The organism is Streptomyces sp. NPDC051662, from assembly GCF_040681655.1.
Lineage (GTDB): Bacteria > Actinomycetota > Actinomycetes > Streptomycetales > Streptomycetaceae > Streptomyces.
Genome location: NZ_JBFAZD010000018.1, coordinates 130,509 through 156,054, shown reverse-complemented (window position 1 = coordinate 156,054; position 25,546 = coordinate 130,509). Strand labels below are relative to the sequence as shown.

The window sequence follows — 25,546 nt, the reverse complement described above, 5'->3', positions numbered from 1 at the left end:
GCCTCGCTGTCCTTGACGAAGGACAGCGAGGCACCCCCCGGATCCGCGTGGCCCTCGGTCCGGCAGGGTGCCGAAGCACAGCGGCCGGCGCGCTCTCCTAAGCTGCCCCGTGGATGACTGATCTCCGACAAAAGAGATGGGGGAACCGGCGTGGACGGGGGAATGCCGCAGCCGCACGACGTCAGGAATTCCGCGGAGTTCGTGGCGGTCATGCGTCAGTTACGGCAGTGGGCGGATCTGAGCTATCGGGAGTTGGAGCGCCGCGCGGGGGCGGTAGGGGACGTGCTGCCGCGCGCCACCCTCTCCGGCGCGCTGAGCAGGCAGGAACTCCCCCGCGAGGACCTGCTGCCCGCTTTCGTCCGGGCCTGCGGCGGTGATGAGGCCACGGTCGAGGCCTGGGTGAAGGTCCGCAAGCGTCTGGCTGTCGAGGCCGAGCGGTATGCCTCCGCCGCCGGGTCTCCGGCGGACTCGGCGCCCGCCGCGCAGGACCCGCGGCAGGACCCGCGGCAGGACCCGCACGGCGGACCGGTGGAAGAGGCCCCGGACGGTGCCGACGACGAGGCAGGCGACACAGACACCGCCGAAGCGGCGGGCGAAGCCCGAGAGGCCGCTACCGGTGCGCGGGCCCAGGAGTTGGAGGCCGCGCCTCCCACGGCCGCTGAGCCGGTGGCTGACGTTGACCCCGGTCTCCTCGCCGAGGATGTGGTGCGGGAAGGCTCCGCCACCGCGCCGGGGAGAGCGAACTCCGCCTCAGCGGGGTCGAAGGCGGCCCCGCGCCGTGTCCGGCGGGGAGGCGTGGTCATCGCGGTCGCAGCCGCGATCGTGCTCCTGGCCGCCACGGTCACCGGCATTCTCCGCCCGGGCCGGGACACCGCGGAGCCGCAGGACACCCGGACGAGCGGACCGGCGGTCTCGGTCTCCCCGGAAGACACGGCCAGTCGTTCCCCGGCCGGCAGGGCATCCAGCGGCACTTCCCCGAAGCCCGCCGAGGACGAACCCGTATCCGGCCGGACGCGGGATGTTGTGCGGCCGACCCCGGCCACGAAGACGACGCGCCCCGCACAACCGCAGCCGACACCGAGCTCCTCGACTCCGCAACCGCCCCCGTACGAACCGCCCCCGTACGAACCACCGCCGTCGACTCACACGCCTCCTCAGGATGACGGCGGTGGCGGTGGCGGCGGTGGCGATCCCTTCCCGGAGGAGACCTGCTGGGACGTCACCAACGACTGCGTCTGAGCGTGTCCGCCCTCTTCGCCCGGGTTCCTCGGAGCGTCAGAGGACCTGGTCGTCGATGCCGACGAGCCGGTCGGCCGCCTGTCGGTAGTCCCTCGGCGGAACGCCGTAGGCGGAGTGGAAGGCGCGGGTGAAGGCGGCGTGGTGGCTGAACCCCCAGCGGGTTCCTATGTGGTGGACCGGGACGGTCCGCTGGGCGGGGTCGGCGAGGTCGCGGCGGGCGGCCTCAAGCCGCTGGTGCCGGATCCAGGCGGCGACCGTGGTGGTCTCGTCGTGGAGGCGGAAGAGGCGGTGGAGGTATCCGATGGAGATGTGATGGGCCTCGGCGATGGTGGCGGGGGTCAGCTCCGGGTCGTGGAGTCGCCGCCGGATGAATGACCGGATGCGCAGGATCAATGTCCGGTGGCGTGCTTCGGGCGGGAGCGTGGTCTCGGCGTCGAGGTGATGGGCGAGTACGGCAGAGAAGAGGTCGGCCAGGACCGTTTCCAGCCGAGGCGCGTCCGAGGGCCCGTACGAGTCGGTGTGCCGGGCGAGGCCGGTGAGGTAGTTCGCCAGCAGGGCACCGATGCCCTCGCCTCCCGGCAGCGGCCGGTCGACCAGCCGGCCGACCGTGTCGAGGGGGAAGGGCACAAGCGCCTTGGGGAACTCGACACCGATCAGTCGGACCTCTCCCCGGTCGCCGACCACATCCAGCGAATAGGGCTGTGATGTGTCGGTCATATGCATCTCATAGGGGCCGAATCGCCGCCCGGTCAGCATGCACCGCTTGGTGCCCCGCAGCATCAGCGTGAGGTGGTACTGCTCAGGATCGCTCTGCCGGATCAGCCGGGGTGTGCGCCACATACGCGCCGGCTGGATGGTCGCGGGCCACACACAGAGCCGACCGAGCTGGACGAAACGCATCTCCGCCGAGAAGTCATCGGCATGGGTGCTGCCGAGGTGCGCCGACGCGTGCACTTTGATCATGCTCTCGCGGAAAGCGTCGAACCGGTGCTCCGTCGGCACCTCGTCGGTTCTGAACACCGTCTCGATCATCAGGCCCCCCGACTCTGAACACGGCAACCACCGGATCGGACTCTACGGGCGCGGGGAAATCCGGTTCAAGCGCGGTGGCTTGCGCGGCTGCGCCGTTCCGTCCGAGCCGACAACTTTAGCTTCCTTGACAATTATTTTCGTCGGTCGCATCCTGGAGGGGTGCTGGACGTCGCTGTGAGCGCACGACGAGCACGCCTTCGGGGCCGCGACCACCGTGTGATCGTCGGGGTCCATCAGAAACCCGCGACAACGATCAGAGGAATAAACCCATGCGTACGGTGATCAGCACGGCCTTCATCTCGCTCGACGGCGTCGTCGAGGGGCCCGGCGGCGAACCCGGCTACCGGAACTCCGGATGGACCTTCAAGGACGTCGAGTTCATCCCCGAGGCGTACGAGATCAAGGGGCGCGAACAGGAGGAGTCCACCGCGATGCTGCTGGGCCGGGTCAGCTACGAGGCGTTCAGTCCCGTGTGGCCGGACATGGCGGATTTCGCGCGCTACAGGACGGTGCCGAAGTATGTCGTCTCCACCACCCTCACCGAGGACAAGCTGGTCTCCAACTGGGGCGAGACCACCATCCTGCGCTCCCTCGACGAGGTCGCCGCCCTCAAGGAGAGCGACGGCGGCCCGATCATCGTCCACGGCAGCGCCTCGCTGAACCACGCCCTCTCCGACGCCGGCCTGATCGACCGCTACCACCTGCTCGTCTTCCCGCTGCTGCTCGGCGCCGGCAAGCGCCTGTTCAGCACCGCGGACAAGGACACCCAGAAGCTGCGGCTGATCGAGCACGAGGTCTACGGCAACGGTCTGCAGAAGCAGGTCTTCGACGTCGTCCGCTGACGGCGGCGCTGGGGCTGCCGGAAGAGAAGGCGTGAACTCCCGGCTCAGTTCCCCTTGGTGTACGTCAGCGACTCGCCGCTCGTCGTCACGCGGCGCAGGCTGCCGTCCGACTGGAGCGTCAGTTCCGTCGGGGTGCCCGGGGTGCAGGAGGACATGGGTTCGCCGGTGGTGACCTTGGAGGGGCCGATCCGTAGCGGTCCGTCCGAGGACGGCGCCGAGGCCAAGGTGGCCTCGAAGACGCAGTGGTACGTGCCGTTGCCGGGCGGACCGTCCACCGTCAGGGAGAGGACCGCATCGCCCACCTCGCCCTGCTGGATGACGAGTCGGCGGGCACTGTAGCCCGCGTCGGTGGTCACCCCGCCGGTCCAGGTGCCCACGAACTCGGTGGGTACCTCGCCCTGCTTCTCCTCCTCGGAGGGGGCGGCGGAGGGTTTCGACGAGGGGCCCGCCGGATCGTCGGCCGTGGGCGTCGGGTCGGCCGTACCGCTCACCCGCGAGCTCTTGTCGTCCTTCGTGCCGTCGCCGTCCATGAAGGCGTACACCGAACCGCCCGCGCCGATCGCGACGATGACCGCCACGGCGATCAGCGCGATCGTGGCGCGGGTGCTGCGTGGTGTGGGCCCGGGCTCCGGGGGCGGGGTGTACGTCGGTGCCACTCCGTACGGAGGGGTGGGGCCGAAGGCCGGGGGCTGCTGCGTGTGCTGCTGGTGCTGGGCGTAGTACTGCGGGGGAGGGGGCGGCAGTTGTCCGTATCCCGGCTGCGGATAGCCGTACGGCTGCGGCTGCGGGGTCGGAGCCTGGTTCTGTGCCTGCGCCTGGTTCTGTGCCTGTGCCTGGGGCTGCGCCTGAACAGTCGGGGTCGGCGCGGGCGCCGCAGTCGGCATCACCTGCGTGGGCTTCGGAGCCGGGGCGGGGGCCGGCGGGGTCGGCGCAAGCCGCAGCGTCTGCTCCGCCGGCACCTCCACGTTCGATCCGGGCCTCGGCCCCGGCCCCTGGTCCTGCACCGTGTCCGGTCCCGGTCGCCGCAGCTGGCCCGTCGGGTCCTCGTACTCCAGCAACTCCACCGCGTGCCGCCCCAGCTGGGCCAGCAGCCCGCCGGGCAGCCATGGTTCCCCGCCCGCTCCCGCCCCCGAGTCCGGCGCCTCGCCCACCCGGGCCAGTACGTCCCGTGTCGTGGGCCGTGCGGACGGGTCCTTCTCCAGGCAGCCCCGTACGAGCTCGACCAGGCCCTCGGGCAGTCCGGTCAGGTCCGGTTCCTCCTGGGCGATACGGAACATCAGCGCGTGCGCACCCGTGTCCGCCGTGCCGAACGGGAAACGGCCCGTCGCGGCGTACGTCAGGACCGAGCCCAGGCAGAACACGTCGCACGCCGCCGTCACCCGTTCGCCGCGTATCTGCTCCGGTGCCATGAACCCGGGCGAGCCGATCAGCGAGCCGGTCCGGGTGAGGCCCTCGTCGGCGACCGGTTCCAGCGCGCGGGCGATGCCGAAGTCGATGACGCGCGGTCCGTCGATCGTCACCAGCACGTTGGACGGTTTGAGGTCGCGGTGGATGAGGCCCGCCGCGTGGATGTCCTGGAGGGCGTGGGCGAGACCCGACGCGAGGATACGGACGGAACGTTCCGGCAGCGGACCCTGGCCGCCACCGGCCGCGTCGCCGGACCCGGCCGGCCGGGCAGGCCCGCTCGAAATGACCGTGAGGAGGGACGGACCGGCCACATATCCCGTCGCCAGCCACGGCACCGGCGCTTCCGTATCCGCGTCCAGCACCGGTGCCGTCCATCTGCCGCCGACCCGTCGCGCCGCCGCGACCTCCTGCCGGAACCGGCTGCGGAACTGTTCCTGCTCGGCCAGCTCCTGGTGGACGAGCTTGACCGCGACCGTACGGCCCCGGTCGGAGCGCGCCAGATAGACCTGGCCCATCCCGCCCGCGCCGAGGCGCGCCAGCAGCCGGTAGGCGCCTATGCGTTGCGGATCGTCAGCTGCGAGTTTCTCCATGGCCGGCCGGCCCTTCCTGGTCGTCACGCCTCGGATCATCTCGCATGACAGGGCCGAACTCATCGTCTATCTCGAACGAAACCTCTATGGACCGGTGTTCGCCGGAGTGAGGGACTCCGTTCCGCCCACTCCTCCGCCCACTCCGGCCGGGACCGCGCACCCGCTCACTCGGGCCAGGCCGAGTTCTCGATCACATCCACGAAGTCCGTCCGTACGAACCCGGGCGAGAAGCGCGCCAGCACATCCGCCTTCACATTGCCGAAGGCCGTTTCCGGCCGGTGTTCGATCCCCTCCGTGAACGCCTGGAGGATCCGGCGCTTGAAGTCGGGCCGCGGATGCGCCGCCACGACCTCCTCCCTCACCTTGTCCGGTACGGAGTCCAGCCCCATCCCCAGCACATCGAACTCCACCCCCGCCGTGACCAGCGCGACCTCGGGTTCCATCTGGGACGGGATGCCCGGCGTCGTGTGCAGGGCGATCGCGGTCCACACGATCCGCGCGCTGTCCGGCGAGAGCCCGTGGCCCAGCAGGAAGTCGCGGGCGGCGTCGGCGCCGTCGAGTTCGAAGCGCTGCCGCGAGGCGCGGTAGCTCTCGGTCAGGCCGAGGTCGTGGAACATCGCGCCGATGTAGAGCAGCTCGGGGTCGTAGGTGAGCCCGCGCCGCCGGCCCTGGAGCGAGCCGAAGAGGAAGACCCGGCGGGAGTGGTCGTACAGCAGGGGGCCGGCGGTGTCCCGCACCAGCTCGGTGGCTTCCTTGGCGAGGGCGCTGTCGGGGATCTCGATATCGGCGATGCGTTCCGCTGAGGTCGAGGCCGAGGCTGAGGCTGACATGGCGGTGTCCTTTCGCGAGGGGAGTTTTCCGCGGTGGTGCTTCCGCTTCCACTTCCGTTTCCCACTTCCGCCTTCCACTCTCCGCCCGGTCACGCCTCCCTTGCCATGTCTATCCGGACGTACATCCCACACATATGGCCATGGATCCGGGCTACCGTTGCCGTATGAGTGCGGGAGAGCGCAGAGAGATCACTGTGTTCGTGTACGACGGCGTTCGGCTGATGGATGTCGCCGCGCCGCTTGAGGTGTTCGGTACGGCGGCCGGGCTGGGCGGCGCGTACAGCACGGCGGTCTGCTCGACGGACGGCGCCCCGGTGATCACCTCGACCGGCACCCGGCTGCACGCCGATGTGGCGGTGGCCGAGGTCGGCCGTACGCACACGCTCGTCGTCCCCGGCTCCGACGATCTGCCGCACCGCCCCCCGCCGGCCGGGCTCCTGGACGCGGTGGGCGCACTGGCCGGCGGGGGGAGATCCCGTCGTATCGCGTCCGTCTGCACCGGCGCCTTCGCGCTGGCCGCCGCCGGGCTGCTGGACGGCAGGCGGGCCACCACCCACTGGCGGTACGCGGCGGCCCTCGCCCGGCGCTATCCCGCGATCACCGTGGACCCGGATGCGATCTTCGTACGGGACGGCCTGACGTACACCTCGGCCGGGGTCACCGCCGGCATCGATCTCGCGCTCGCGCTGGTCGAGGAGGACGAGGGCGCCCGACTGGCCCGTGAGGTCGCCCGCGATCTGGTGGTCTTCCTTCAGCGGCCGGGCGGGCAGTCGCAGTTCTCCGTGGCCGCCCGTACGCCGAGCCCGCGCCACGACGGGCTGCGCGGACTGCTGCGGGAGGTGACGGCGGATCCGGCGGCCGACCACTCGCTGCCCGCACTGGCCAGACGCGGCGGGCTGAGCCCGCGCCATCTGACGCGGCTCTTCAACGAGCAGGTGGGCACCACACCGGCGGCGTACGTCGAGTCCGTGCGGCTGGAGGCGGCGAAGGCGCTGCTGGAGGCGGGGGAGACGGTGACGGGCGCGGCGCGGCGCAGCGGGCTCGGCAGCGACGAGTCACTGCGACGGGTCTTCCTGCGGCAGCTGGGCGTGACGCCGTCGTCGTACCGGTCGCGCTTCCGGACGACCACCCCCGCGAGCTGAGTCGACCCGCGAGCTGAGCCGACCCGCGAGCCGAGCCGACCTGCGAGCCGAGCACGACCCGTGACCGCCTGAGAAATCCCGTTGGGATGGTTCCTGTGATCACTGGTAGTCGTCGGGGTGGTCCTGCATCCAGACGTTGATCCGGTCGCGGACGCCGATCAGCTCTGTGCGGTGGGTTTCCAGGTTCTCCGTGGAGGTGTCGCCGTCGAGCGTCGTGCGGAGGCCGGCGATCCACGCGATGGGCTCCGGGAAGTGGTCCGGGCCCTTCGGGTCCGCCTTCATCGCCGCGTCGAGGCCCATCACTTCTTCGTGGACCCTGCCCAGGAAGTACGCGCAGTCTCCCGAGGCCGGTGTGCAGGTGTCGTTGAGCGTGGCCTGGAGGCCGGCGAAGGCGTCACGGACCAGTTCCGGCCCCGGGGACGCCGCCGGGTCCGGGCCGGTGGCGGTCTCCCGCACCGCGTCGTCCGCCGTTGCCGTGACGGACGAGGAACGGGAGGTGTCCCGCGTCCCGACGCCCCCGGAGGTGTCGTCCGCGCCCGCGGAACAGGACAGCAGACAGGCGGTGAGTGACAGTGTGGTTATCGCTGTGCGCCGGACATGCCGGACACGCTTGATCTGCATGAGGCCCCCCTTGCCGTGATCACGTTGTAGTGATCACGGCGACTTTACTGCGGCGGCCTGCGGCAGGGGGGCCGGTTGTCCGGTGACTTCGATTCGGCAGGGCCGGCCTGTGCGCAGTTGGGTGCCGGCTCCCGCGATGACGGAGTCGAGCCTGTTCCGGGCGCTGACCATATCGGCGATGTGACTGTCGATACGGTCCCGTTCCACTGACAGGCGATCCAGCAGTTCCGGTGTGGCGTTCCCGTCGACGACGCACGGCATGAGCTTCACGATCGTTCTGCTCGACAGGCCGGCGGCGTACAGCTGCTGGATCAGCTGGATGCGGTCGACGGCGCTCTCCGGGTACTGCCGTTGGCCCCCGGGGCTGCGTTCCGAGGTGAGCAGGTCCTGTTCTTCGTAGTAGCGCAGTGCCCGGACGCTGGCCCCTGTCCTCGTGGCGAGTTCGCCGATACGCATCATGCACCCCTTTTGCGATCTGGATCACATCGACTTGCATCTGACGTCGGCGTCAGGTTTTAGCGTAACTCGTGCCCCACGCACCACCAACGCAGCAGCCACCAGCCAGCAGCCGGCACCAGCCGGCAACAGCCAGCGAGAAGAGCGCCTTTCCATGACCACCACGTCAGACGCGGTGACGACGAACGTCGCCGCCACCACCACTCCCACCCCCGTCGTCTCGGTCAAACCGATCGTGCTGCCGGCGTCGGCGTCGGCGCGTGGCGCGGACCTGCGCGTACGCGTGTCCGCGCCCGTGACCGGACGCGACCTGCCGATCGTTCTGCTCGCCCACGGCTTCGGCTCCTCGCTGGACGGCTACGGGCCGCTGGCCGACTACTGGTCCGCCCACGGCTTCGTGGTGATTCAGCCCACCCATCTCGACTCCAAGACGCCGGGGACGCCGGGCGTGCCCGCGGACGATCCCCGCAAGCCGCACTTGTGGCGTTTCCGCGTCGAGGACATGAAACGCGTCCTCGACAGCCTCGACGTACTGGAGGCGGCCGTCCCTGGCCTGAGCGGGCGGCTGGACCGAAGCCGCATCGCCGCCGCCGGACACTCCTTCGGCGGCCAGACGGCAGGCATTCTGCTGGGGCTGCGCGTTCGTGACCCGGGGACAGGACAGGCGGAGGACCTGTCCGACCCACGCGTCAAGGCGGGCGTACTGCTGGCCACGGCCGGCAAGGGCGGCGACGACCTGACACCCTTCGCGGCCGAGAACTTTCCGTGGCTGAGGCATCCGGACTTCGGGCACATGACCACCCCCGCCCTCGTGATCTCGGGGGACGAGGACGCGCTCCCGCTGACCGTCCGGGGAGCGGACTGGACGACCGATCCGTACGTGCTGGCTCCCGGCGACAAGAGCCTGCTCACTCTGTTCGGAGCCGAACACTTCCTCGGCGGTATCTCCGGCTACCGGGCCGCGGAGACCACCGACGAGAACCCCGAGCGCGTCGCCTTGATCCAGCGGGTCACCGTGGCCTACCTGCGCCACGCGCTCGGCATCGACAGCACCGACTGGACAGCGACACAGGAGGTCTTCGCCACCCCCCATCCGCTGGGACAGCTGGAATCCAAGTGAGCAAGTGAGCAAGTGAGCACAGGCAGTCCCTCCCCCCGGGCACAGCCCCACAGCCCCCGACAGGATGCCGATCAAAGTCGCTCACTCCATACAAGGTGGCGATACCGTCCCGCTCCCGCGCCTCCCTACCCTTGCCGCATGACCCCTCATACCGACCCTGTCGACCCCGCGGAACGTGTCGACGGTGCAGACCGTGCTCACCGTGCCGACCCGCTGTCCGGTGCCGCGGTGAAGGCCGCCGACCGGGCGCATGTGTTCCACTCCTGGTCGGCCCAGGGCCTGATCGACCCGCTCGCCGTCGCCGGCGCCGAGGGTTCCTTCTTCTGGGACTACGACGGCAACCGCTATCTCGACTTCACCAGCGGTCTCGTCTACACCAACATCGGCTATCAGCACCCCACCGTCGTCGCGGCCATCCAGGAGCAGGCCGGCCGGCTCGCCACCTTCGCGCCCGCCTTCGCCATCGATGTGCGCTCCGAGGCCGCACGCCTCATCGCCGAGCGCACCCCGGGCGATCTCGACAAGATCTTCTTCACCAACGGCGGCGCCGAGGCCGTCGAGAACGCCGTCCGGATGGCCCGGCTGCACACCGGCCGTCCCAAGGTGCTCTCCGCGTACCGCTCGTACCACGGCGGTACGTCCACCGCGATCAACCTGACCGGCGACCCGCGCCGCTGGGCGTCCGACAGCGGCACGTCCGGCGTGGTCCGGTTCTGGGCGCCGTTCCTCTACCGCTCGCCGTTCTACGCCTCGACGGAGGCCGAGGAGTGCGCCCGCGCGCTGGAGCACCTCGAAGCGACGATCGCCTTCGAGGGTCCCGCGACCATCGCCGCGATCATCCTGGAGACGATCCCGGGCACGGCCGGCATCATGACGCCGCCGCCCGGCTATCTGGCGGGTGTCCGCGAGATCTGCGACCGGCACGGCATCGTCTTCGTACTGGACGAGGTGATGGCGGGCTTCGGCCGTACGGGCAAGTGGTTCGCCGCCGAGCATTTCGACGTGGTGCCGGATCTGCTGACCTTCGCCAAGGGCGTCAACTCGGGGTACGTCCCGCTGGGCGGTGTCGCCATCTCCGCCGCGATCGCCGAGACCTTCGCGAGCCGGCCGTACCCCGGAGGGCTGACCTACTCCGGTCATCCGCTGGCCTGCGCCGCCGCCGTCGCCACGATCGGGGTGATGGCCGACGAGAAGGTCGTCGAGCACGCCGCGTACATCGGCGAGACGGTCCTCGGCCCGGGGCTGCGCGAGCTGGCGGCCCGGCATCCGTCGGTCGGCGAGGTCCGCGGTACGGGGGTCTTCTGGGCGCTCGACCTGGTCAAGGACAGGGAGACGCGGGAGCCGCTGGTGCCGTACAACGCGTCGGGCGAGGCGAACGCCCCCATGGCCGCCTTCGCCGCTGCCTGCAAGCAGAACGGCCTGTGGCCCTTCGTGAACATGAACCGTACGCACGCGGTGCCGGCCTGCAACATCACCGAGGCCGAGGCGAAGGAGGGGCTGGCGGTCCTGGACGTGGCGCTGGCGGTCGCGGACGAGTACACGGCGTAGCCGCCGGACCACGCCGGCGAAGGGGGCGGGCGGGTCCGGCCTGCCCGCCCCGGACCCCCGCGTCACCTGGCTTAAGGTGTCCCAAGCCGGACGAGGGGACGGAAAACATGCCCGCCAGCGGAGCTGTGACCCGCAGTACCTTGCGGCAGCAGATCGCGGACGCGCTGCGTGACGAGGTGCTCGCGGGGCGTTTACTGCCGGGCCAGGAGTTCACCGTCAAACAGATCGCCGAGCAGTACGGGGTCTCCGCGACCCCGGTCAGGGAGGCGCTGGTCGATCTCTCCGCGCAGGATCTGCTCGACTCCGACCAGCACCGGGGTTTCCGCGTCCACCGCTTCTCCGTGGACGACTTCCGGCGGATGGTCGACGCGCGCTCGCTGATCGTGGACGCCGTCTTCCGCAGGCTGGAGGGTGAGCATCTGGCGGCCAGGGCGCACGGCGCGGTGCTGGTGTCCGTACGGCGCCGGGCGGAGGAGGCCGCGCGTGCGGCCAGGAGCGGGGATCTGACCATCCTCATCGGCTACGACCTGCGGTTCTGGCGCGAGTTGTGCGCGCTGGTGGCCAACCCCTATGTCGCGGACTTCCTGCACCGGCTGCGTGTCCAGGCGTGGGTGTTCTCGGTGCCGTACCTGCGGGAGGACCCGGAGGTGCGCAAGCGGCTGTGGGGCGGGCATGAGCAGTTGGTCGACGCGCTGACCCTCGGGGACGCGCCGGCGGTGCGTGCCGTGATCGGTGAGTACGACACCCACTCGCTCAAGTGGGCGGACAGGCTGGAGAGTCCACAGCGGTGACCGGTGACATAACGGAAGCGACGCGTGCGGAAGCGGTTGATCTGTCCGTCGTCATACCCGCGTACAACGAGGAGGGGCGGCTGCGCCCCACCCTGGACGCCATCCGCGCCCATCTGCGCGCGGACCCGGACCGCTGGGGTACGTGGGAACTGATCGTCGTGGACGACGGCTCGACGGACGGTACGGCCGCGGTCGCCGTCGAGGCCGCGGCCGACGAGCCGCGCCTCCGCGTGCTGACGGGCGGCGGCAACCACGGCAAGGGCCATGCCCTGCGGCAGGGCGTGCTGGCCTCGAACGGCCGGCGTGTGCTGCTGACCGACGCGGACCTCGCGACCCCGATCGATGAACTGGACCGGCTCGACAAACAGCTCACGGCCGACGGCGGCGGCGCGGCCATCGGCTCGCGCGCGCACCCCGACGCGTGGATCGAGGTACGTCAGCTGGCACTGCGCGAGTGGCTGGGCCGGCTCGGCAACCGGCTGATACGGCTGGTCGCGGTCGACGGCATAGCCGACACCCAGTGCGGCTTCAAACTCTTCGACGGCGCGCGGGCACGGGCCGCCTTCGCCGGCTCCCGGCTGGACGGCTGGGGGATAGACGTCGAGATCCTGAGGTTCTTCCGGCAGTCGGGGTGGCCGGTGACGGAGGTGCCGGTGCGCTGGGCGCATCAGCCGGGCTCCAAGGTGAGGCCGCTGGACTACGGCAGGGTGCTGCTGGAACTGGTACGGCTCAGGGCGGCGCCACGCGCCCCCGGCCAGGCCGGTACCGGCCCCGCCGGCGCCACCGACCGGGACCGTGGCCGTCGTCGCCGTACGGACCTGATCGTCGGCGCGCTCTTCCTCCTCGCCTCCTTCTTCCTCTACAAGGGGCTGTGGGCCGACCTCGACCGCGCCTATCTCGCCGACGCGGGCTCCGACCAGAACCAGTGGGAGTGGTTCTTCCGGGTCACCGCCGACAACGTCACGAACCTGCGCAATCCGCTGTTCACGACCCTCCAGAACTTCCCCGACGGTGTGAACCTGATGGCGAACACCGTCATGCTCGGGCTCTCCGTCCCGCTCACCCCCGTCACGCTCGCCTTCGGACCGACCGTCACCTGGGCGCTCGTCCTCACACTCGGTCTCGCGGCCACGGCGCTCGCCTGGTACTGGCTGTTCGCGCGCCGGCTCGTCCGCGGTCGCTGGGCGGCGGCGCTCGGCGCGGCCCTCGCCGCCTTCGCGCCGCCGATGGTGTCGCACGCCAACGCGCACCCCAACTTCGTCGTCCTGTTCATGATTCCGGTGATCATCGACCGGGCGCTGCGGCTCTGCGAGGGCCGGCGCGTGGTCAGGGACGGGGTGCTGCTGGGGCTCTTCGCGACGTATCAGATCTTCCTCGGCGAGGAGGCGCTGCTGCTCGCCGTGATGGGCACGCTGCTCTTCGCGCTCGCGTACGCCGCGGTGGACCGCGAACGCGCGCGGGCGGCGGTCCGTCCGCTGCTGCGCGGGCTCGGGTGGGCGCTGCTGGTGTGTCTGCCGCTGCTCGCGGTCCCGCTGTACTGGCAGTTCTTCGGCCCGCAGAGCTACCACAGCGTGCTGCACGGGGACAACGCGGGCAACAGTCCGCTCTCCTTCCTGCAGTACTCCGGGCGCGCGCTGTTCGGCGACGACGCGACGGCCGACCGGCTCGCGATGAACCGCACCGAGCAGAACGCCTTCTACGGCTGGCCGCTGATCGCCCTGGCGTTCGGGATCGGACTGTGGCTGTGGCGGGCCGCGGTGGTCAGGGCGCTGGCGTTCACGGCGGTCGCGGCGGCGCTGCTCTCGCTCGGGCCGAGGATACGGATCCCCTTCACGGATGTGGTGCTGACGGGACCCTGGCGGATCCTCGCCCATCAGCCGCTCTTCGAGTCGGTCATCGAGTCGCGGGTGGCGATGATCTGCGCGCCCGCGCTCGGCGCGCTGCTGGCGCTGGCGGCGGACCGGCTCGCGGACCGGCGCGCGGAGGAGCGGAGTCCCGGGCTCGGCGGTGCGGCCCTGGAGGAGCGGCGCAGGCTACGGCTGGTGGCGTACGCGGCGCTGGCCGCGGCCGTGCTGCCGATCGTCCCGACGCCGCTGCCGGTACGGGACCGCCCGGAGATCCCGGAGTTCATCGCGGACGGCACGTACCGCGAGTACGTCGGCGAGGGCGAGACGGTGGTGCCCGTACCGGTGCCGGACCCCGCCAACGCGGAGGCGCTGCACTGGCAGTCGGCGAGCGGCCTCGGCTTCTCCGTGCCGGGCGGCTACTTCAACGGGCCCTGGGGCGAGGAGCGGAGGGGCATCTACGGTGCGCCGGCCCGCTACACCTCGAATCTGCTGCGCGATGTCCGCTACAGCGGCCAGGTCCCGGTCATCGACGCCAAATGGCGCGCGCAGGCCCGTTTCGACCTGGCCTTCTGGAAGGCGGGGGTGGTGGTGCTGGCACCGCAGCCCAACGACGCGGCGCTGTACGAGACACTGGAGAAGCTGCTCGGCGGGCCGGGGAAGCGGGTGGACGGGGCATGGATCTGGGATCTGCCGGCTACCGGATGATGTCTCAACTCCCAACCCCCGCCGACCGGGCCCTTCGCTGATCGTGCCCGTCGCATTACGCTGTCCCGACCATCGCGACCATCGCGAGCACGCGTACGAACCCGTTGGAGAGCGAGCCTCCCTTGGCCTGTGACCTGTGGTTGGTCCCCCTCGTCGATGTGCTGTGCCACAGCCCCGACAACCCCTTCGCCGAAGAGATCGCCGTCTACGACAAGGCGCTCGGTGATGCCGGGCTGCCGTCCGTTCCCGTCTTCGCCTATATGCCGGGCCTCTCGGGGGATGTCGCCCCGGTCGCCGGCTTCGACTACGACGCGCTGCACTTCCTGCGGCGCGCGTATCTGCTCCAGCTCTGCGGCCTCGCGGTGACGCCGGTCGGTGAACTGGGCGGTGACTACGAACAGTTGCTGGAGATGTTCGAGTCGACGGCCCAGCAGTCGCATCTGGTCTGGCACTACGACCACGCGGGTGCGTATGTCCCGGTGGACTACGACGCGCCCCTCTCGAACGAGGAACTTCTCGCGGGCGGCGGCCCGCTGGGCTCCACACAGGGGCTGCTGCGGGAGCTGGAGATCGTCGGCCCGGCGATCGGTATCGACCCGGCGAACCCCCCGGCCGCCCCCGCCCCACCGGTCCGCCCCACGTCCTTGGAGGAACCGGCGACCTCGATCCCGTATGACGACGGCCCGTTCGCCCGGGAACGCCATGTGTGGCTCGGCCTGCACGCGGCGGCCACCAGAAGCCTGGGCCAGGGCTCGATGATCATCTTCAGTTAGGGAGCGCACTTCGGTCAGGGAGCGCACTTCGGTTGAAGGGCGCACTTCGATTGAAGAGCGGAAGAGCATGAGGGCCGGGGGCCGGCACCGGGACGCGAGCCGGCCCCCCACCTCGATCACCGCCCACTGCCGACCGCCCTCCGCCCTCCGCTTCATCTCCTCAGCGCGCTTCTGGCGGTCGCTGCCTCGGCATGTTCGGGCGGGTGCCAGGGGGGAGCGGGAAGCGTCCGGGGGGCGGTACGACGCCCTCCCCGCGCGCCCCGCCCATCGGCACCGACTGCATCATCAGCGGCGCCGGGCCCGAGCGGAACTCGACCATCCAGTCCGCCGTCTCCGCCCGTACCAGCTCCGTCACGTCCTCCGTGAACCGCCGCAGGACGCCGAGACAGCGCTCCGCCGCCTCGCTGGCCGTCCCCTCGGTCGGGCCGAGGACCTCCCGTACACACTCCGACGCCCAGTCGAACTGGAATGTCCCCAGCCTGCGCTGCACCGCCTGCGCCGTCGCGACCGCCCGCATCCAGCCGGAGGTCAGCCCGAGGTACCGGTCGCACCCCACACAGGCGGCGCCCAGCAGCAGCGAGAGGTATCCCCACCCCGCGGCCCCGCTCAGCGCGCCCGTCAGATCCAGCAGCGGCAGCGCCGCGCCCGCCGTCACCGCGAGGGCCGTCGCCGCCCGCAGGGCGCGGGCGCCGCGCCGCTTGCGTACCCGGTCGGCGAGATACCAGTCGACCGTGCGCAGCGCCCCCGTCTCGACCCAGCGGTAGAGCTCGTCGAGCCGCTCCGCGGGCTCCCCCCAGTCCCCGAGCGGGAACGGGCCCCCGGTCAGCTCGCCGTAGAGCGGTGGGCCGCTCCCGTCCTCGCCGGTGGTCTCCGCGGACGGAGCCCCCTCTTCCCGGGCGGGGCCTCCGGGCTGCATCTCCGGCTGGCTCACCTGGGTACTCCTCTACGCTCTGCTGTGACTCCGCGTGACGGACGGTGTGCGCGCGTATGGCCTGCGGCTTGTGATGCGCATGCACTTCCTACCGCCAAATGGTGGTCTGTGTGATCGAAATCCCGGCATTTCCTTCCACGTGGGGCCCGTGATCAGGTAGAGGAGCGGAGAAGCTCTCACTCGAAAGAGTTCGCTTGGGGTTCGTTCCGGCGGGGTAGGGCGAGGTGCTCGGGGACCACGTAGGCTCGCCTTACGGACAACTCGTGCGGATGATCCGTCCGGAAAATCCGTTCCGTAACACGTTCCGTAGCACGTTCAGCAACGCGTGCGGCAACCCGTCGTCGAGATGCCAGGAGTGACCGTGATTCCCGGTGGTGGTCAGCCCAATATGCAAGAGCTGCTCCAGCAGGCCCAGAAGATGCAGCAGGACCTCGCGCGGGCACAGGAGGAGCTGGCGGACGCCGAGGTCGAGGGGCAGGCGGGCGGTGGTCTCGTGAGGGCCACGGTCAACGGCTCCGGAGAGCTGCGTGCTCTGGTCATCGACCCGAAGGCCGTCGACCCCGAGGACACGGAGACCCTCGCGGATCTCGTCGTCGCCGCCGTGCACGCGGCGAACGACAATGCGCAGCGGCTCCAGCAGGAGAAGCTGGGTCCGCTGGCGCAGGGACTCGGCGGGATGCCGGGGCTGCCCTTCTAGCTCACCGGGCCTTCTAGCTCACCGGGCCCGGCCCGTGGCCCGAGCCGTGGCCGGCCCGTAGCGCGGCCCGCTCACCCTCGTCACCCGCTCTTCTAACCCGCGCGGACACCAACTAGCGTATGTACTCACCGTAGTAGGGAAGGCAATCCGTTGTACGAAGGCGTGGTCCAGGAACTGATCGACGAGCTGGGCAGGCTGCCCGGCGTCGGTCCCAAGAGCGCGCAGCGGATCGCTTTCCATATCCTCCAGGCCGAGCCGACCGATGTCCGCCGTCTCGCCCATGCCCTCCTTGAGGTCAAGGACAAGGTCCGGTTCTGCGCGGTGTGCGGCAATGTCGCGCAGGAGGAGCGCTGCGGGATCTGCCGTGACGCGCGCCGCGATACGACGGTGATCTGCGTCGTGGAGGAACCGAAGGACGTCGTCGCCATCGAGCGCACCCGCGAGTTCCGCGGCAAGTACCACGTGCTCGGCGGCGCGATCAGCCCCATCGAGGGCGTGGGCCCCGATGACCTGCGGATCCGTGAGCTGCTTACCCGTCTCGCCGACGGGACGGTCACCGAACTGATCCTGGCGACCGACCCCAACCTGGAGGGCGAGGCCACGGCCACGTACCTCGCCCGCATGATCAAGCCGATGGGTCTGAAAGTCACGCGCCTGGCCAGCGGTCTGCCCGTGGGGGGCGACCTGGAATATGCCGACGAGGTCACGCTCGGGCGTGCCTTCGAGGGGAGACGACTTCTCGATGTCTGACGCAACGCTGCACGCCGTCAATCAGGATCCGGACGACTTCGCGGTCCAGATCGCCGACCAGGTCGAGAGCTTTATCGTCGCCGTCACGGAAGTGGCGAAGGGTGATGAACCCGACAGCGCCGTGCCGTTCCTGCTGCTTGAGTTCTCCCAGCTCATGCTGGCCGGCGGCAGGCTGGGCGCCCACGAGGACATCCTTCCCGACGAGCGGTACGAGCCCGATCTCGGCCCCGAGCCGGACGTCGACGATCTGCGTGAGCGCTTCGCCGTGATCCTTGAGCCGATCGATGTCTACTCCGAGGTCTTCGACCCCTACGAACCGCGCAAGGCGCCCGTGCCGTCCCGTATCTCCGACGACATCGCCGGTGTGGTGACGGATCTGCGCCACGGACTGGCCCACTACCGTGCGGGCCGGACGACCGAGGCGCTGTGGTGGTGGCAGTTCTCGTACTTCTCCAGCTGGGGTTCCACGGCCTCCGCCACGCTCCGCGCCCTTCAGTCCCTGGTCGCGCATGTACGCCTCGACCAGCCGCTCCCGGCGCTGGACGGTCTCGATACCGACCAGGACCTGACGGAGGAGGCCGAGGAGGTCCTGGCGGAGGAGGCCGGGAAGGTGATGGTGGAGGAGATCGCGACGCCGCTGGGCATGCGCACGCTCAGGTGACTCCGGCTCGTCGGCCGGTGAGCTGAGCCGCCATGAGCCGCCGGCCGCGAGGGCCGCGTCCGCCGGTTCGTCGATCTTTCGGCGCGGCTGGGCGCGTGACGTGGGCCACGTTCCCGCGTGTACCGCGCCAACGGGGGCATGCATGCACACCGAGCGGCCGTGTCCGTCTCAAGGTGATCACGGAGTGGGCGGGACATCTCACGATGTGGTATAGCCGGGACGGCCCGCGGTCGGTCGTTAAACTGAGCCGACAGTGACTATGGACTGAGCGAGGAGCGCACGTGGGCCTTGTCGTGCAGAAGTACGGAGGCTCCTCCGTAGCCGATGCCGAGGGCATCAAGCGGGTCGCCAAGCGGATCGTCGATGCCAAGAAGAACGGCCACCAAGTGGTCGTCGTGGTGTCGGCGATGGGCGACACGACGGACGAGCTGATCGATCTCGCCGGGCAGGTTTCCCCCATCCCCGCCGGGCGTGAGTTCGACATGCTGCTGACCGCCGGAGAGCGGATCTCCATGGCCCTGCTGGCGATGGCGATCAAAAACCTGGGCCACGAGGCCCAGTCGTTCACCGGCAGCCAGGCGGGCGTCATCACCGACTCGGTCCACAACAAAGCGCGCATCATCGATGTCACGCCGGGCCGGATCCGTACGGCGCTCGACGAGGGCAATATCGCCATCGTCGCCGGGTTCCAGGGGGTGTCCCAGGACAAGAAGGACATCACTACGCTGGGCCGTGGCGGCTCGGACACCACCGCTGTCGCGCTCGCGGCGGCGCTGGAGGCCGAGGTGTGCGAGATCTACACCGATGTGGACGGTGTCTTCACCGCGGACCCCCGGGTCGTGACGAAGGCCAGGAAGATCGACTGGATCTCCTTCGAGGACATGCTGGAGCTCGCCAGCTCCGGTTCCAAGGTGCTGCTGCACCGCTGCGTCGAGTACGCGCGCCGTTACAACATCCCGATCCATGTCCGCTCCTCGTTCTCGGGGCTCCAGGGCACATGGGTCAGCAACGAACCGCAAGGGGACCACAAGGTGGAGCAGGCCATCATCTCCGGTGTCGCCCATGACACCTCAGAGGCGAAGATCACGGTCGTCGGTGTCCCCGACAAGCCCGGCGAGGCCGCGACGATCTTCCGCGCCATCGCCGACAACCAGATCAATATCGACATGGTGGTGCAGAACGTCTCCGCCGCGTCGACCGGTCTGACCGATATCTCCTTCACGCTGCCGAAGACCGAGGGCCGCAAGGCGATCGACGCGCTGGAGAAGACGAAGTCGACGATCGGGTTCGAGTCGCTGCGCTACGACGACCAGATCGCCAAGATCTCGCTCGTCGGCGCCGGTATGAAGACCAACCCGGGCGTCACCGCCGGATTCTTCGAGGCGCTCTCGGACGCGGGCGTGAACATCGAGCTGATCTCGACATCCGAGATCCGTATCTCGGTGGTCACCCGCGCGGACGAGGTCACCGAGGCCGTGCGCGCCGTGCACACCGCCTTCGGACTCGACAGCGAGTCCGACGAGGCCGTGGTCTACGGAGGCACCGGACGATGAACGCGTCCCGTGGCGCCGCGCGGAGCGCCGCGCGATGAACGGCGGGCCGACGCTCGCGGTCGTGGGTGCGACCGGGGCCGTCGGCGCCGTGATGCTCCAGATCCTGTCGCAGCACGCGGACGTCTGGGGCGACATCCGACTGATCGCCTCATCGCGTACGGAGGGCGGCAAGCTGTCCGTACGCGGTGAGGCGACCGAGGTCGTCGCGCTCTCCGAGGCGGCTCTCGACGGTGTGGACGTGGCGCTGTTCCTCGTACCGGACGAGGTGTCCGCCCAGTGGGCACCCATCGCCGCGGCCAAGGGCGCCGTGGTCGTGGACAATTCGGCGGCGTTCCGGATGGACCCCGGGGTACCGCTGGTCGTCCCCGAGCTCAACCCCCATGCCGTACGGGTCCGTCCGCGCGGCATCGTCGCGAGTCCGGGGTGCGCCACGCTCTCGATGATCGTGGCCGTGGGCGCGCTGCACGCCGAGTTCGGGGTGCGCGAGCTGATGGTCTCCTCGTACCAGGCGGTCAGCGCCGCGGGACAGGACGGCGTCAGCGCGCTGCGCGAACAGCTCTCCCTGGTCGCGGGTACGGAGCTGGGCACGCGCCCCGGCGATGTGCGCCGCGCGGTGGGCGATGCCACCGGCCCCTTCCCCGCCCCGCTGGCGCTGAATGTCGTGCCGTGGTCCGGGTCCGCCGTGGAGGGCGGCTGGTCCTCGGAGGAGATGGCGATCCGTGAGGAGACCAGGAAGATCCTGGATCTGCCGACGCTGCGGGTGTCGGCGACCTGTGTCCGGGTCCCGGTGATCACCGGCCATTCGCTCGCCGTGCACGCGCGCTTCGAGCAGGAGATCACGGTCGGCCGGGCGCACGAGATCCTGGCGACCCAACCGGGCGTGGTGTTGTTCGACAATCCGATGGCGGGCGATTTCCCCACCCCCGCCGATGTGGTGGGGACGGATCCGACCTGGGTGGGGCGGGTACGGCGGTCGCTGGACGACCCCCGGGCGCTTGAGCTGTTCGTCTGCGGCGACAATCTCCGCAAGGGAGCCGCGCTGAACACGGCACAGATCGCCGAGGCCGTCGCCGTGGAGCTGTCGCGGCCGTAACTACCCCGGAACAGGCGCCAAATCAGGAAGCCATAGATCAGTAAAACTTTGTAGAATCTGTGAACGTCCTGTGGGCAATCCTGCGCTCTATGCCCCTTGAACTGGGACGTTGTCGTGTTCAAGGATGCGCATCCGTCTTTCTGCGAGAGCTCTGCAACCGCTGGACGGCTGGAAAGCGTCTCTGCGGTCGCCCCTTTGCGCTGTCGCAAAAACGGGGCATAGGGGGAGATCGGTTACGCATGAGGGTATTTGGTGCAGCGTCAAATGGGGTGGGGTACGCGTACAACCCTGGCGGGGGGAAGCGTGTCCAACTGGCGTGGCAGAGGTTCTCGAATTCACAGCGATCGGCCCGGTGCGCGGCGCGGCAGTGCGTCCGCTCCGGCGGCCCCGCACGCCTGGTGGCATGCCGGTGATCGCCCCCATGCCCGCCGCGCGGCCCGCACGTATACCGCCCCAGCGCGATGGCGCTGACGAGGTGACGGCAGCGGGCACCACCGTCGACCATCTGACCGAGACCTACCGCGCCCACTACCGGTCGCTGCTCGGTCTCGCCGCCCTGCTGCTGGACGACACGGCCTCCTGCGAGGACGTCGTCCAGGAGGCCTTCATCCGGGTGCACTCCGCGCGCAATCGCGTACGTGAGCCGGAGAAGACCCTCGCGTATCTGCGGCAGACGGTCGTGAACCTCTCCCGCTCCGCGCTGCGCCGCCGCATCCTCGGTCTCAAGCTGCTCTCGAAGCCGATGCCCGACATGGCGAGCGCGGAGGAGGGCGCGTACGACCTGCTGGAGCGGGACGCGCTGATCAAGGCCATGCGCGGGCTCCAGCGCCGGCAGCGCGAGGTGCTGTCGCTGCGGTACTTCGCGGACATGACCGAGGCGCAGGTCGCCGAGACGCTGGGGATATCCCTGGGCTCGGTGAAGGCGTACGGCTCGCGCGGCATAGCGGCGCTGCGCGTCGCCATGGAGGCCACGGCATGAGTGGGCGTAAGGACCGGCGAGGATTCGGCCGAGGCGAGAGCCCGGCCGGGGACCATGACGAGTTCCGCGGCGAAGACCGCGCGAACGAGCAGGCCGCGCCGGACGCTCCGTCGAACGACCTGACTGGAAACGGAATTGTGAACAACGGGCCGGAGAATGAGCTGAGCGGCCTCGGTGACACGGGTGCCGACAGGGACAAGAACACCGTCAAGGGCGACAGTGCCGACGACGGCGTGGGTGACGGTGGCGGCGGTGAGGTCGTGAACAACGATCTGAACGGCGTCCTGGACGGGGACGAGCTGGCGCTGCGGCGGATGCTGCATGGCGCCGTGGGCGATCTGCGCCCGTCCGAAGGCGCCCTCGACCATCTCCGCAAGGCCGTACCGACCCGGCGGGCCAGAAAGCGTCAGGCGGTCGTCGGTGTGGCGGCGGCGGCGCTGCTGTTCGGTACGGCGGTCCCCGCCTTCGTCCATGTCGCGAACTCCACCGACGCGATGGACGACCGCGCCGTCAGCACCGGCCATGGCGAGGCGGCCCAGGGCGCCGCCGCAGGCAAGGGCACGACGGGCGGCAAGAAGGACGACACGGACGGTCCCTCCGACAAGGTGTCCGCCGACGAGGACGAGCCCGACAAGGAGAACAAGCCGCCGCATGGCGGTGCCGTGTCGGGTTCGCCGGACGGCGGCAAGGGTGGTTCCGACGACCCTGACGCCCCCTATGAGACGGCTTCCTCGCCCGCCTGTGGCCCGGGCCAGCTTCTGGTCGTGGGGCAGACGGGCGCCCCGGACGCCGGGGGCACGGTCTACGGGAGCTTCCGCGTCTCCAATGTCTCGGCCTCGGGCTGTTCGGTCACCGGGCGCGGCAAGGTCAGCACCCTGGCGACGGGCGCGGCGAACCCGAACAAGATCACCGTCGTGCAGCACACCGCGGGCGACCCGGCGGGCGGGCTGCCCGATCCCTCCCAGGAGGCGGCGGCGCTGGTGCTCCCGCCGAACGGCGCGTACGAGGTGAAGTTCGCCTGGGTGCCCTCGGAGACCTGTCCCACGACCGGCGCCTCGCCCGACCCCAGCCCGTCCGAGGACGGCACGGCGGGCACGACCGGCGACCCCGGTACGGGCCCCGGCACCGAAACGGGCGGATCGAACACGGAGACCCAGCTCACCACCGACGGCGGCACGATGGACGGCGCGGTCGCGGTGTCCCATACGGCGGAGCCGGGCGCCCCGAGCGGCCAGACGAGCATCCCCAACGCCTGCGCCGGCACCATCTACAAGACGGGCGTCCTCAACGCGTCGTAGGGACGCCGGCGTGGTGGCCGAGGGGCCGCGGGGCCACGCGAAACCGGTTCGCGCTACGCGGCGGTCTCCAGCCCCAGCTTCCGGTCCCTGATCGCCTCCGCCTCGCGCCGGACCAGCCGGAACCACATGAAGACCACGAAGCCGGCGAAGACGAACCACTCACCGGTGTAACCGAGGTTCTGGAACGCCTTGAGGTCGAGCCCGGTGTTCTGCGGCACACCCGCGGGCACGGCCCGCAGCCCGTCCGACGCCTTGCTGACGGTGACCCAGGCGTCGTACACGTCGTACGGCACGACGTTGACCAGCGATGCCGCGCTGATCATGGCCAGCTGGCCGCGGGGCAGCCCGCCGCCGGCCCGTACGCCGTCGGAGCCGCTGGACTCGGACGCCTGGAGCGATCCGGTCACGGTGACCTCGCCCGTGGGTGGCGCGGGCACCTTCTCCCCGCTGGGCAGCCAGCCGCGCACCACGGGCAGCGCCTTGCCGCCGTCGGTACGGAGCATGGTCAGCACATACGAACCGTTCTCGCCGTCCAGCTCCCGGTCGGGCACCAGGAACTGATCTCCGTACCGCCCGCTCGCCGTGGCATGCCGCCCCGAGGTCTTCTGGTCGACCGGCAGCAGGGTCTCCAGCGCCGCCGTGGGCCGCGAACCGGGATCGGGCGCCGCCTTCGCGGCCTCGTGCACGGCGACGCGGTCCTCGAAGCGCCCCAGCTGCCAGGTCCCCATGAAAATGCACACGGGGATCGCCAGCAGGACGAAGACGTTGATCCCCAACCAGCGCGGAGTCACCAGGAAGCGATACACCCCTCCACGGTACGGAACGCGACCCGGGCCTCCGGTCCCGGGTCCCCGTCAGCACGCGTCCAGGTGCCTGACGGCGAACTCCAGCTCCAGCCGGACCTGCTTGATCCGCTCCTCCACGACCAGCGAGCCATGGCCCGCGTCGTACCGGTACACCTCGTGGACCGCGCCCCGGGCCGCCAGCCTGTCCACATAGTTCTCCACCTGGCGGATCGGGCAACGCGGGTCATTGACGCCGGCCGAGATATAGACCGGGGCCCGGACGGCGTCGACATAGGTCAGCGGGGACGAGGCCGCGAACCGCTCGGGCACCTCCTCCGGCGTGCCGCCGAGCAGCGTGCGGTCCATCGCCTTGAGGGCCTCCATCTCGTCGTGGTACGCCGTCACATAGTCGGCGACCGGCACGGCCGCGAGCCCCACGGCCCAGGCATCGGGCTGCGTACCGAGACCGAGCAGCGTCAGATAGCCGCCCCACGAACCGCCCGACAGCACCAGCTTCGCCGGATCCGCCAGACCGGAGTCCACCGCCCACGCACGGACCGCCGCGATGTCCTCCAGCTCGATCAGCCCGACCCGGTGCTTGAGCGCGTCCGTCCACTCCCGTCCGTATCCGGTGGAGCCCCGGTAGTTGACCCGGACGACCGCGAAGCCGTGGTCGACCCACGCGGCCGGTCCCGCCGCGAACGCGTCGCTGTCATGCCAGGTCGGGCCGCCGTGGATCTCGAAGACCGTCGGGAACGGACCCTCGCCCGCCGGCCGCTGCACCAGCGCGTGCACCCGGCCGCCCGGACCCTCCACCCACGCGTCCTCCACCGGCACCGAGGCGGGCGCCGCCGGTCCCGGCGGATCGAGCACCACCCCGCCCACCGTGGAGCGCACCTCCGGCGGACGGGCCGCCGACGACCACAGATACTCCACGCTTCCGTCGGGTCTGGCCGTCGCGCCCGAGACCGTCCCGGCCGGGGTCTCCACCTGGATCAGCGCGCTCTTGGCGAAGTCATAGCGCCACAGCTCGCCGCGGGCCTCGAAGCTGTGCGCGACCAGCAGCCCCGATCCGTCCGGATACCACTCGGCGTTGACATCGCCCGGCAGCTCGATGGCGAGCTCGGTCTCCTCGCCCGTCAGCGGATTCCAGACGATCGGCTCCCAGCGGCCCCGCCGCTGGTGGCAGATGAGCAGCCTGCTGTCCCCTTCCACCGGCGCGAAGCCCAGCACCTCCAGGCCCAGCTCGCGCGTACCGCCCTCCGTGTCGTCCAGCTGGGCCACCACCGAGCCGTCCAGCCGCAGCACCCGCACCGCCGAGTGCATCGCGTCGCCGTGCTCGGTGTGCTCTATCGCCAGCAGCGAGCCGTCGTGCGACAGATCCCCGACCCCGGCCGACTCGCGGTGCCGGTAGATCTCCACGGGCTCCTCGCCCGGCCGTACGACATGGAGAGTGGAGCCGTCCTCGTCGGTCGAGCGCCCCACCACCGCCGTACCGTCCCGGCCGAGCGCGAGCCCGGCCGGATAGGAGGGGCCGAGCCCCGGCACCGCGGGCTCGTCACCGGCTCCGTCCGCCCCGGCGGCGAACCGCTGCCGCATCCAGACCCCGAACTCGTCCCCGTCCGTGTCCGAGAACCACCAGATCCACTCGCCGTCGAGCGAGAGCACGCCGTCCGTCGTCCCGTTCGGCCGGTCAGTCGCCTGCCGCTGCTCACCGGTCGCGCGGTCCCACGCGTAGAGCTCATACGTCCCTGTCGCGTTGGAGACGAACAGCGCGCGCTCCGGTGCGTCCTCCGCCCAGTCGGGCAGCGACACCCGCGGCGCCCTAAAGCGCTTCTCCCACTCGGGCATCGAGG

23 protein-coding genes are annotated in these 25,546 nt (G+C 70.4%); 15 read left to right on the top strand and 8 right to left on the bottom strand.

The window, feature by feature from the left end; genetic code table 11:
* Positions 1 to 162: 162 nt before the first annotated feature.
* Positions 163 to 1,239: a helix-turn-helix domain-containing protein gene (locus tag AB0M67_RS27665; RefSeq protein ID WP_365749717.1), complete on the top strand. Its 1,077-nt coding sequence runs from the start codon at positions 163 to 165 to the stop codon at positions 1,237 to 1,239.
* 36 nt (positions 1,240 to 1,275) lie between these two features.
* Here AB0M67_RS27665 and AB0M67_RS27660 read toward each other — a convergent pair whose 3' ends face one another.
* The gene (locus tag AB0M67_RS27660; protein WP_365749716.1) at positions 1,276 to 2,259 is read right to left on the bottom strand and encodes a helix-turn-helix domain-containing protein; all 984 of its coding nucleotides are present in this window, start codon (positions 2,257 to 2,259) and stop codon (positions 1,276 to 1,278) included.
* Positions 2,260 to 2,540: 281 nt separating this feature from the next.
* Here AB0M67_RS27660 and AB0M67_RS27655 point away from each other — a divergent pair, with 281 nt between their 5' ends.
* Positions 2,541 to 3,113, top strand: coding sequence for a dihydrofolate reductase family protein (locus AB0M67_RS27655; RefSeq protein WP_365749714.1), 573 nt, complete (start codon positions 2,541 to 2,543; stop codon positions 3,111 to 3,113).
* Positions 3,114 to 3,157: 44 nt separating this feature from the next.
* Here the strand turns inward: AB0M67_RS27655 and AB0M67_RS27650 are convergent, their stop codons facing one another.
* Positions 3,158 to 5,110 (bottom strand): serine/threonine-protein kinase, encoded by a 1,953-nt coding sequence (locus AB0M67_RS27650; protein ID WP_365749774.1) that lies wholly within the window; start codon positions 5,108 to 5,110, stop codon positions 3,158 to 3,160.
* A 164-nt stretch (positions 5,111 to 5,274) separates the two neighbouring features.
* Positions 5,275 to 5,940 (bottom strand): HD domain-containing protein, encoded by a 666-nt coding sequence (locus AB0M67_RS27645; RefSeq protein WP_365749712.1) that lies wholly within the window; start codon positions 5,938 to 5,940, stop codon positions 5,275 to 5,277.
* A 164-nt stretch (positions 5,941 to 6,104) separates the two neighbouring features.
* On the opposite strand from AB0M67_RS27645, the gene AB0M67_RS27640 reads away from it, so the two are divergent.
* Entirely contained in the window at positions 6,105 to 7,082 is a 978-nt protein-coding gene (locus AB0M67_RS27640) for a DJ-1/PfpI family protein (protein WP_365749710.1), read from the top strand.
* 99 nt (positions 7,083 to 7,181) lie between these two features.
* On the opposite strand, the gene AB0M67_RS27635 is transcribed toward AB0M67_RS27640, so the two are convergent.
* Positions 7,182 to 7,703 (bottom strand): hypothetical protein, encoded by a 522-nt coding sequence (locus AB0M67_RS27635; RefSeq protein ID WP_365749708.1) that lies wholly within the window; start codon positions 7,701 to 7,703, stop codon positions 7,182 to 7,184.
* 33 nt (positions 7,704 to 7,736) lie between these two features.
* Positions 7,737 to 8,159, bottom strand: coding sequence for a MerR family transcriptional regulator (locus tag AB0M67_RS27630; protein WP_365749772.1), 423 nt, complete (start codon positions 8,157 to 8,159; stop codon positions 7,737 to 7,739).
* 154 nt (positions 8,160 to 8,313) lie between these two features.
* Between AB0M67_RS27630 and AB0M67_RS27625 the strand changes: the two genes are divergently transcribed.
* The 5 genes from AB0M67_RS27625 to AB0M67_RS27605 all read left to right on the top strand — a co-directional run bounded on the left by AB0M67_RS27625 (position 8,314) and on the right by AB0M67_RS27605 (position 14,943).
* On the top strand, positions 8,314 to 9,279 hold the full coding sequence (locus tag AB0M67_RS27625; RefSeq protein WP_365749707.1) for a chlorophyllase: 966 nt from the start codon (positions 8,314 to 8,316) through the stop codon (positions 9,277 to 9,279).
* A gap of 138 nt (positions 9,280 to 9,417) precedes the next feature.
* Complete coding sequence (locus tag AB0M67_RS27620) at positions 9,418 to 10,827, top strand: aspartate aminotransferase family protein (RefSeq protein WP_365749705.1); 1,410 nt, start codon at positions 9,418 to 9,420, stop codon at positions 10,825 to 10,827.
* A 107-nt stretch (positions 10,828 to 10,934) separates the two neighbouring features.
* Positions 10,935 to 11,618: a GntR family transcriptional regulator gene (locus tag AB0M67_RS27615; RefSeq protein WP_365749703.1), complete on the top strand. Its 684-nt coding sequence runs from the start codon at positions 10,935 to 10,937 to the stop codon at positions 11,616 to 11,618.
* Complete coding sequence (locus AB0M67_RS27610; RefSeq protein ID WP_365749701.1) at positions 11,615 to 14,170, top strand: dolichyl-phosphate beta-glucosyltransferase; 2,556 nt, start codon at positions 11,615 to 11,617, stop codon at positions 14,168 to 14,170. The genes AB0M67_RS27615 and AB0M67_RS27610 overlap by 4 nt, the downstream gene beginning before the upstream one ends.
* Before the next feature lie 122 nt (positions 14,171 to 14,292).
* Complete coding sequence (locus AB0M67_RS27605) at positions 14,293 to 14,943, top strand: hypothetical protein (RefSeq protein WP_351393433.1); 651 nt, start codon at positions 14,293 to 14,295, stop codon at positions 14,941 to 14,943.
* A gap of 160 nt (positions 14,944 to 15,103) precedes the next feature.
* Here the strand turns inward: AB0M67_RS27605 and AB0M67_RS27600 are convergent, their stop codons facing one another.
* A complete protein-coding gene (locus tag AB0M67_RS27600) occupies positions 15,104 to 15,874 on the bottom strand; it encodes an SLATT domain-containing protein (RefSeq protein WP_365749698.1) in 771 nt (256 codons plus the stop codon).
* A gap of 361 nt (positions 15,875 to 16,235) precedes the next feature.
* Here AB0M67_RS27600 and AB0M67_RS27595 point away from each other — a divergent pair, with 361 nt between their 5' ends.
* The 7 genes from AB0M67_RS27595 (at position 16,236) to AB0M67_RS27565 (ending at position 22,905) form a co-directional block, all read left to right on the top strand.
* The gene (locus AB0M67_RS27595) at positions 16,236 to 16,571 is read left to right on the top strand and encodes a YbaB/EbfC family nucleoid-associated protein (RefSeq protein ID WP_351393537.1); all 336 of its coding nucleotides are present in this window, start codon (positions 16,236 to 16,238) and stop codon (positions 16,569 to 16,571) included.
* A 150-nt stretch (positions 16,572 to 16,721) separates the two neighbouring features.
* Positions 16,722 to 17,321, top strand: a complete 600-nt coding sequence (gene recR, locus AB0M67_RS27590; RefSeq protein WP_365749696.1) for a recombination mediator RecR — start codon at positions 16,722 to 16,724, stop codon at positions 17,319 to 17,321.
* Positions 17,314 to 17,982 (top strand): DUF5063 domain-containing protein, encoded by a 669-nt coding sequence (locus AB0M67_RS27585; protein WP_365749694.1) that lies wholly within the window; start codon positions 17,314 to 17,316, stop codon positions 17,980 to 17,982. Before recR ends, AB0M67_RS27585 begins: the two co-directional genes overlap by 8 nt.
* Positions 17,983 to 18,263: 281 nt before the next feature.
* Positions 18,264 to 19,535: an aspartate kinase gene (locus tag AB0M67_RS27580; RefSeq protein WP_365749692.1), complete on the top strand. Its 1,272-nt coding sequence runs from the start codon at positions 18,264 to 18,266 to the stop codon at positions 19,533 to 19,535.
* Between the two features lie 34 nt (positions 19,536 to 19,569).
* Positions 19,570 to 20,628 (top strand): aspartate-semialdehyde dehydrogenase, encoded by a 1,059-nt coding sequence (locus AB0M67_RS27575; protein ID WP_365749689.1) that lies wholly within the window; start codon positions 19,570 to 19,572, stop codon positions 20,626 to 20,628.
* Between the two features lie 316 nt (positions 20,629 to 20,944).
* The gene (locus tag AB0M67_RS27570) at positions 20,945 to 21,607 is read left to right on the top strand and encodes a SigE family RNA polymerase sigma factor (RefSeq protein WP_365749687.1); all 663 of its coding nucleotides are present in this window, start codon (positions 20,945 to 20,947) and stop codon (positions 21,605 to 21,607) included.
* Positions 21,604 to 22,905 carry a hypothetical protein gene (locus AB0M67_RS27565; protein WP_365749685.1) on the top strand — a complete coding sequence of 434 codons (1,302 nt, stop codon included), beginning with the start codon at positions 21,604 to 21,606 and terminating at the stop codon, positions 22,903 to 22,905. Before AB0M67_RS27570 ends, AB0M67_RS27565 begins: the two co-directional genes overlap by 4 nt.
* Positions 22,906 to 22,958: 53 nt before the next feature.
* Here the strand turns inward: AB0M67_RS27565 and AB0M67_RS27560 are convergent, their stop codons facing one another.
* Both AB0M67_RS27560 and AB0M67_RS27555 read right to left on the bottom strand, forming a co-directional pair.
* Positions 22,959 to 23,711, bottom strand: coding sequence for an SURF1 family protein (locus AB0M67_RS27560; protein WP_365749684.1), 753 nt, complete (start codon positions 23,709 to 23,711; stop codon positions 22,959 to 22,961).
* A 48-nt stretch (positions 23,712 to 23,759) separates the two neighbouring features.
* On the bottom strand, positions 23,760 to 25,541 hold the full coding sequence (locus tag AB0M67_RS27555) for a prolyl oligopeptidase family serine peptidase (protein WP_365749770.1): 1,782 nt from the start codon (positions 25,539 to 25,541) through the stop codon (positions 23,760 to 23,762).
* Between the last annotated feature and the right edge of the window lie 5 nt (positions 25,542 to 25,546).

Coding starts and splice junctions, on each gene's coding strand:
- AB0M67_RS27665 (WP_365749717.1), top strand. CDS start 163: ATGCCGCAGCCGCACGACGTCAGGAATTCCGCGGAGTTCGTGGCGGTC.
- AB0M67_RS27655 (WP_365749714.1), top strand. CDS start 2,541: ATGCGTACGGTGATCAGCACGGCCTTCATCTCGCTCGACGGCGTCGTC.
- AB0M67_RS27650 (WP_365749774.1), bottom strand. CDS start 5,110: ATGGAGAAACTCGCAGCTGACGATCCGCAACGCATAGGCGCCTACCGG.
- AB0M67_RS27645 (WP_365749712.1), bottom strand. CDS start 5,940: ATGTCAGCCTCAGCCTCGGCCTCGACCTCAGCGGAACGCATCGCCGAT.
- AB0M67_RS27640 (WP_365749710.1), top strand. CDS start 6,105: ATGAGTGCGGGAGAGCGCAGAGAGATCACTGTGTTCGTGTACGACGGC.
- AB0M67_RS27635 (WP_365749708.1), bottom strand. CDS start 7,703: ATGCAGATCAAGCGTGTCCGGCATGTCCGGCGCACAGCGATAACCACA.
- AB0M67_RS27630 (WP_365749772.1), bottom strand. CDS start 8,159: ATGCGTATCGGCGAACTCGCCACGAGGACAGGGGCCAGCGTCCGGGCA.
- AB0M67_RS27625 (WP_365749707.1), top strand. CDS start 8,314: ATGACCACCACGTCAGACGCGGTGACGACGAACGTCGCCGCCACCACC.
- AB0M67_RS27620 (WP_365749705.1), top strand. CDS start 9,418: ATGACCCCTCATACCGACCCTGTCGACCCCGCGGAACGTGTCGACGGT.
- AB0M67_RS27615 (WP_365749703.1), top strand. CDS start 10,935: ATGCCCGCCAGCGGAGCTGTGACCCGCAGTACCTTGCGGCAGCAGATC.
- AB0M67_RS27585 (WP_365749694.1), top strand. CDS start 17,314: ATGTCTGACGCAACGCTGCACGCCGTCAATCAGGATCCGGACGACTTC.
- AB0M67_RS27575 (WP_365749689.1), top strand. CDS start 19,570: ATGAACGGCGGGCCGACGCTCGCGGTCGTGGGTGCGACCGGGGCCGTC.
- AB0M67_RS27565 (WP_365749685.1), top strand. CDS start 21,604: ATGAGTGGGCGTAAGGACCGGCGAGGATTCGGCCGAGGCGAGAGCCCG.
- AB0M67_RS27555 (WP_365749770.1), bottom strand. CDS start 25,541: ATGCCCGAGTGGGAGAAGCGCTTTAGGGCGCCGCGGGTGTCGCTGCCC.